The 5,676-nt window shown below is 60.2% G+C and carries 5 protein-coding genes; 3 read left to right on the top strand and 2 right to left on the bottom strand.

What is annotated here, in order from left to right; translation table 11 throughout:
* From E5W87_RS30890 to E5W87_RS30880, 3 genes are all read left to right on the top strand, one after another.
* Nucleotides 1-987, top strand: a 987-nt coding sequence (locus E5W87_RS30890; RefSeq protein WP_367118895.1) for an AAA family ATPase, incomplete at its 5' end; no start/stop codon positions are given.
* A 171-nt stretch (nucleotides 988-1,158) separates the two neighbouring features.
* Nucleotides 1,159-2,145 (top strand): NAD-dependent epimerase/dehydratase family protein, encoded by a 987-nt coding sequence (locus E5W87_RS30885; protein WP_292406358.1) that lies wholly within the window; start codon nucleotides 1,159-1,161, stop codon nucleotides 2,143-2,145.
* Nucleotides 2,146-2,467: 322 nt separating this feature from the next.
* Entirely contained in the window at nucleotides 2,468-3,508 is a 1,041-nt protein-coding gene (locus E5W87_RS30880) for a nucleotidyltransferase domain-containing protein (RefSeq protein ID WP_292406356.1), read from the top strand.
* A 499-nt stretch (nucleotides 3,509-4,007) separates the two neighbouring features.
* Here E5W87_RS30880 and E5W87_RS30875 read toward each other — a convergent pair whose 3' ends face one another.
* A complete protein-coding gene (locus E5W87_RS30875) occupies nucleotides 4,008-4,844 on the bottom strand; it encodes a BtpA/SgcQ family protein (RefSeq protein WP_292406354.1) in 837 nt (278 codons plus the stop codon).
* A partial coding sequence (locus E5W87_RS30870; protein ID WP_292406351.1) for a PfkB family carbohydrate kinase occupies nucleotides 4,841-5,676 on the bottom strand: 836 nt, incomplete at its 5' end. The genes E5W87_RS30875 and E5W87_RS30870, both read right to left, overlap by 4 nt.

Genomic DNA, 5,676 nt, shown 5'->3' with positions numbered 1-5,676 from the left:
CCCTATGAGATCGACGCCAAGCGGCGCGCTTTGCTGTCGCAGCTTGCCGAAGCCGAAAGCCTGCGCCAGGCAGCCGGCGATCGTTTGCAGGAGGCGGAGAACCGGCAGTCCGAATTGGACAAGGCCGCGACATCAGCAATCCAGTCGCTGGCCGAGGCACGCGAAACGCGCGTCCGCGCCGAAGAGCGGCTGACCGCTGCCGACGAAAGGCGGCTCGAGGTCGAGGCACGCATCCAGGAGACGCTGAACACGCCGCCGCATCTGGTCATCCGCCATACCGGCCTGGAGGCCGACAGCCCGATACCAGAGATGGCTGAGATCGAGCGTCAGCTCGACCGGCTGAAGATCGAGCGCGAACGGCTGGGCGCCGTCAATCTGCGCGCCGAGGAAGAACAGAAGGAACTGTCCGATCGGCTGGAGACCATCGTTTCCGAACGCGACGACATCATCGAGGCCATCCGCAAGCTGCGGCAGGCGATCCAGAGCCTGAACCGCGAAGGCCGCGAACGGCTGCTGGCTGCCTTCGACGTGGTCAATGGCCATTTCCAGCGGCTGTTTTCGCATCTGTTCGGTGGCGGCACGGCGGAACTGCAACTGATCGAGTCCGACGATCCGCTCGAGGCCGGTCTCGAAATCCTTGCGCGGCCGCCCGGCAAGAAGCCGCAGACGATGACGCTGCTTTCCGGCGGCGAGCAGGCATTGACGGCGATGTCGCTGATCTTCGCCGTGTTCCTGACCAATCCCGCGCCGATCTGCGTGCTCGACGAGGTCGACGCGCCGCTAGACGATCACAATGTTGAGCGTTTCTGCAATCTGATGGATGAAATGGCCGCCACCACCGAGACGCGCTTCGTCATCATCACGCACAACCCGATCACTATGGCCCGCATGAACCGGCTGTTCGGGGTGACCATGGCCGAGCAGGGCGTGAGCCAGCTCGTGTCGGTCGACTTGCAGGCTGCCGAGGCCTTGCGCGAGGCGAGCTGACGCGTCGACCGTACAGCTTGTCGGTAGCGCCTATCGGGGCTTTCGGCTATAGCACAACTGAAGCGGTAGGTTCCCTTCATTCGGATGTAGCATTTTGATGTTGTGAATGATTCTGTTCCGAAATCGATCTCGATTTCGCGATCATGTGATAGCCATGCGTGGAGAACCTTGTTGCCTATACTTGTCACTGGAGCCGCGGGATTCATCGGCAGCCATGTTTGCCATCACCTCTTGAACAGGGGGGAAGCAGTCGTCGGCGTCGATAATGTGAACGACTATTACGATCTGGCGCTAAAAAAAGGACGGCTCGCCCGCCTTCAGCCCCACAAGGATTTTTCGTTTCATCAGATCGAGATCGCCGAACAGGGCGCGCTCGCTACCGCTGTGGCCGGGCAAGGCATAACCAGGATTGTCCATCTCGCTGCTCAGGCGGGTGTGCGCCATTCGCTCGACAATCCGAGGCTCTATGTCCGTTCCAATGTCGTGGGCCATCTCGAAGTGCTCGAATTCTGTCGCGCGCAGCCAGCATTCGAACATCTCGTCTATGCCTCATCGAGCTCGGTCTATGGCGGCAACCGCAAGGTGCCGTTCAGCGAGACCGATCAGGTGGACAGGCCCGTCTCGCTCTATGCCGCCACCAAAAAATCAGATGAATTGATGAGCCATACCTACGCCCATCTTTTCGGGGTGCCGCAGACCGGCTTGCGGTTTTTCACCGTCTACGGTCCCTGGGGGCGGCCCGACATGGCCTATTGGATATTCACCAAGGCAATGCTCGAGGGCAGGCCGATCCGGGTGTTCAACAATGGCGAGATGTGGCGGGATTTCACGTATGTGGACGATGTGGTGAGGGCGGTCGTTGCCGTGCTCGACAAGCCGCCCATGGCCGAGGTCCCACCCAGCCGAATTTACAATGTCGGCAACAACCGGCCGGTGCGGCTGGGCGATTTCATCGACACTCTGGAAAAACTGCTCGGTGTGAAGGCGATCCGCCACAGCGAGCCGATGCAGAGCAGCGACGTCGAGCGGACCTATGCCGACATGACTGCGCTGGAGCGCGATTTCGGCTTCAAGCCGAGCGTTTCGATCGAAGACGGGCTGAAGAAATTTGTCGACTGGTACCGGTCGGAATGGGCTGCGGGATCAACGACAAGATGACCGCGACCTGAGTGTCGTCGTTGCGCGCCTTCTTCATCTATGGCCCCACGGCCGCGCTTACCAATGCGAACTTTCGGGCCGATGATCGGGAACGGCGTGGCGATCCTCTGCAATTTTTGACATCGACCAGTGCACGCCGAATGGTGGGCATCGGTGGTTGATCTGGCCTAGTCCGATGGTCCGCGGTCTGCTTAAAATTTAACAATCAATACAGTGGCATCAACAGTATCGGTCGAATTTTCACGGGACTGTTGCAAGCAGTCGCCTCACCGGCTATGGTGACTTGCAACAGTTCTGAGCCAATCGCGGGATATCTGTTGAGGTGCTTGATTTTATTGAATTAAATAACGATCAGCGTCGAGAGAAAGTCAATTCCGACCAACGCTTCACTGCGCTTAAGGAGGCTCAAACAAAGGCGAAGAGCTTTCGCGGATCCCTCGTCTGGCACACCGTGAACGGCATCGACCACCTAATGCGAAGCTACTACGACTCCACCGGTGCACGACGCCAGAAGGTGGAAGGTCGGCGCTCGCCAGTGACCGAAGCTCAGAAAGCGAATTGGGAAGTAGCTCGCGCGTCCGTCCAGGAGACGCTCTCCGCGCGACAGGAGCAGATTGAGCGCCAATCTGCTGTCAATCGAGCGCTCAGACTCGGACGTGTTCCCTTCCTCGCCGCAAAAATCATCAGGGCAATCGATGGCGCCGGTCTTCTCGGCGAAGGCATTCGTATTGCTGGAACGAATGCAATCTATGCCTATGAGGCGGCGGCCGGAGTGTTCGTGGATCCAGGGATCACGTCGACGGAAGACATTGACCTCCTCATGGATGTGCGCCGATCCCTCAGAATCGTCGCTGGGACCAACGTCGAAGATGGAGCGCTCATCAACCTTTTGCGCAAGGTAGATCGGTCCTTCGAGCGTTCATCCGCGACATTCCGTGCGGTGAACCGCGATGGATATCTCGTCGATCTGATCAAGCCCCTTGCGAACCCGGCATGGAAACAGAATAGGCAAACTGTTGGGAAGGCCGAAGACGAATTGGTGGCCGCAGAGATCGCCGGCTTGGCATGGCTGGAAAATGCCCCTGCTTTCGAAGCAATCGCGATTGATGAAAAAGGTGGACCGTTACGCCTCATCGTCCCCGATCCTCGGATTTTTGCCGCTCACAAATTCTGGGTCTCAAAACGTGCTGATCGCGAGCCAATCAAGCGCCGTCGCGACTTGGCTCAGGCGCAAGCTGTTGCCCGGCTCACCACCCAATATCTCGAGCATCTCCCATACGAATCAAGCGAGCTTCGGGTCCTTCCCCGGGTGGTTTTTGACGAGGCCCGTCATTTGTTCTCGCGACCAGCGTCGACGCCGTGAATGTGGACGTATAGATTGGACCCTGGTGGTGCCGGTCGGTCGCCCAGTTGTCGGATTGCACCCTACCACTTCATTTCGCCATCATCGGCATCGTGAGCCTCGGCCTTCGGCACCGTCCACCTGTGCCTGTCATCGCCTGCCAGATCGGCCAGGACAGTCGCTCGACGCGGTCGGGTTTCAAGCATCCTTTGCCGATCACGATAGTCTCTCAATTGCCTGCAATATAAGGCATTTGAGGCCATAACTCGGCACAATTGCCGATATTGATTTCCGATCTCTCTTGCCGGTATCGGCCAGCGATCAGGGCTCGAACCGAGATGTCTCAAAAGGTAGGCCGGGCAGGGCGACTGGCTCAGGAGAATTACAGATGGATGGCGTTATTGCCGAGCGGTGCCGGACGTTCGCGCCATCGCAGACAATTCGCTTGCCCGCGGGTGAGCTGCCCGCGCCTTCGTCAAGGGCCTCGATAACTCCACAAGCTTGTCTCAAGGCGGCTCGATCATCGCCTCAGCCCGGCCATGAAGGCCTTTACTCTGGCGGGGTCGACCTGGTTCCACCAGACGCCGTCATGCTTCAGCGCGCTGGCGATGATGACGCCATCGACGATGCCAAGAATATCGTTTGCATTATCGGACGTCACGCCGCTGCCAACCAGCGTGGGTAGGCCGGCGGCTTCCTTGATCATGCGGATGTAGCTCAGATCGGCCGCGTGCCCGGTGCGCTGACCGGTTGCAATGATGGCGTCGGCATCGAAGAAGACCAGATCCTTGACCAATTCCTCCACCGGGCGGTCGGCAACGATCGCGTGCGCGCCATGCTTGACATGAGCATCGGCGAAAATGCGGATGCCGTTGGCGCGCAGCACGCTACCGCGCCAAGCTGCGCGACCCGACTCCCCCTCGACAAAACCCTCATTGGCGACATAGGCATTTGCCCATTGATTGACGCGAATGAAGCCCGCGCCAGCGGCACTGGCGATCGCAAGGGCCGGGATCGCGGCGTTAGCGAGCACGTTGATACCGACCGGCTTGCCGAGTTCGCGGCGGATACGATCGGAGATAACAGCCATATAGGCCGCTGTCTCCGGCCCTATGTCGTCGGGTTTGGCAAAGGGGATATCGCCATGGTTCTCGACGATCACGCCGTCACATCCGCCATCGAGATAGGATCTCGCATCATCGAGGCCCCGCTGATAGATCGCCTCGACCGCCTCGCCGTCATAGCGGGGCGCGCCAGGAAGCGGCGCAAGGTGAACAACGCCGACCACCACTTTGGTGCGGCCGAAAAGTTCTACGAGCGCGTCGCCGCCTGATTGGCCGATCGAGGGTTGGGTCATGAGAGCTCCGTTTGATCGATGAGCGCCGCCATTTCAGACGCGGAAGGACAGGATATCAGTGTACCCGGGCGAGTCACTGCAATTGCCGCGGCCGCGAGCGCGAACTTCAGCGCTGAGATAACCGACATTCCCTTGGCAAGCCCGCCGGCCAGGCAGCCGCAAAACACATCGCCGGCGCCGCTGGTGTCGAGCGCCTCGACACGTGGCGCCGGCAAACGAAGCGACCCTGCCTGGTCCGGGCCAAGCACGAGACAACCTTCAGCGCCAAGCGTGATCACAACTGTCCCGGCGCCTTTGGCGGCGAGCGCGTCGGCCGCGGCTGCCATATCACCCTGGCCTGTCAGTGCTTTCGCCTCGGACTGGTTCACCACCAATACCTGCGCCAGACCGAAGTCAGGCAGAGCCGCCGCATCGATAGGGCTGGCGTTCAGAACGGTACGCGCGCCATTTTCCTGTGCTGCCCGCAGGCAGGCATTTATCGCTGGGCCTTGCAGGTTTCCTTGGCAGACAAGGATGTCGCCAAACGCGATCCGGCGCGCAAGTGTGGTTTGCGCGATCGGATCGAACGCTTGGCTGCAGGCGACGCCGCTGACGATGAAATTCTCGCCGCCAGCCTCAATGACGACAGTCGAGCGGTCGCTCGGCAAGTCGAACTCGATCGCCTGGGAATCGGATAGCTCCCTGTCGAGACAGCCCCGGATCCATGCCCCCGCGACGTCCTTGCCAAGCGCCGTCCAAAGCGTCACCGCCGCGCCCGTACGCGCGGCCGCAACCGCCTGGTTTGCGCCCTTGCCGCCGAGGCCGTCGGCGTAGCTGTTGGCGTTTAAAGTCT

The organism is Mesorhizobium sp. (genome assembly GCF_004962925.1).
GTDB lineage: Bacteria > Pseudomonadota > Alphaproteobacteria > Rhizobiales > Rhizobiaceae > Mesorhizobium.
The sequence above is the reverse complement of the archived record's forward strand: the minus strand, read 5'-3'. Positions and strand labels throughout refer to the sequence as shown.

Bases quoted from the DNA above. Each gene is read 5' to 3' on its own strand.
- E5W87_RS30875 (WP_292406354.1), bottom strand. From the start codon at position 4,844: ATGACCCAACCCTCGATCGGCCAATCAGGCGGCGACGCGCTCGTAGAA.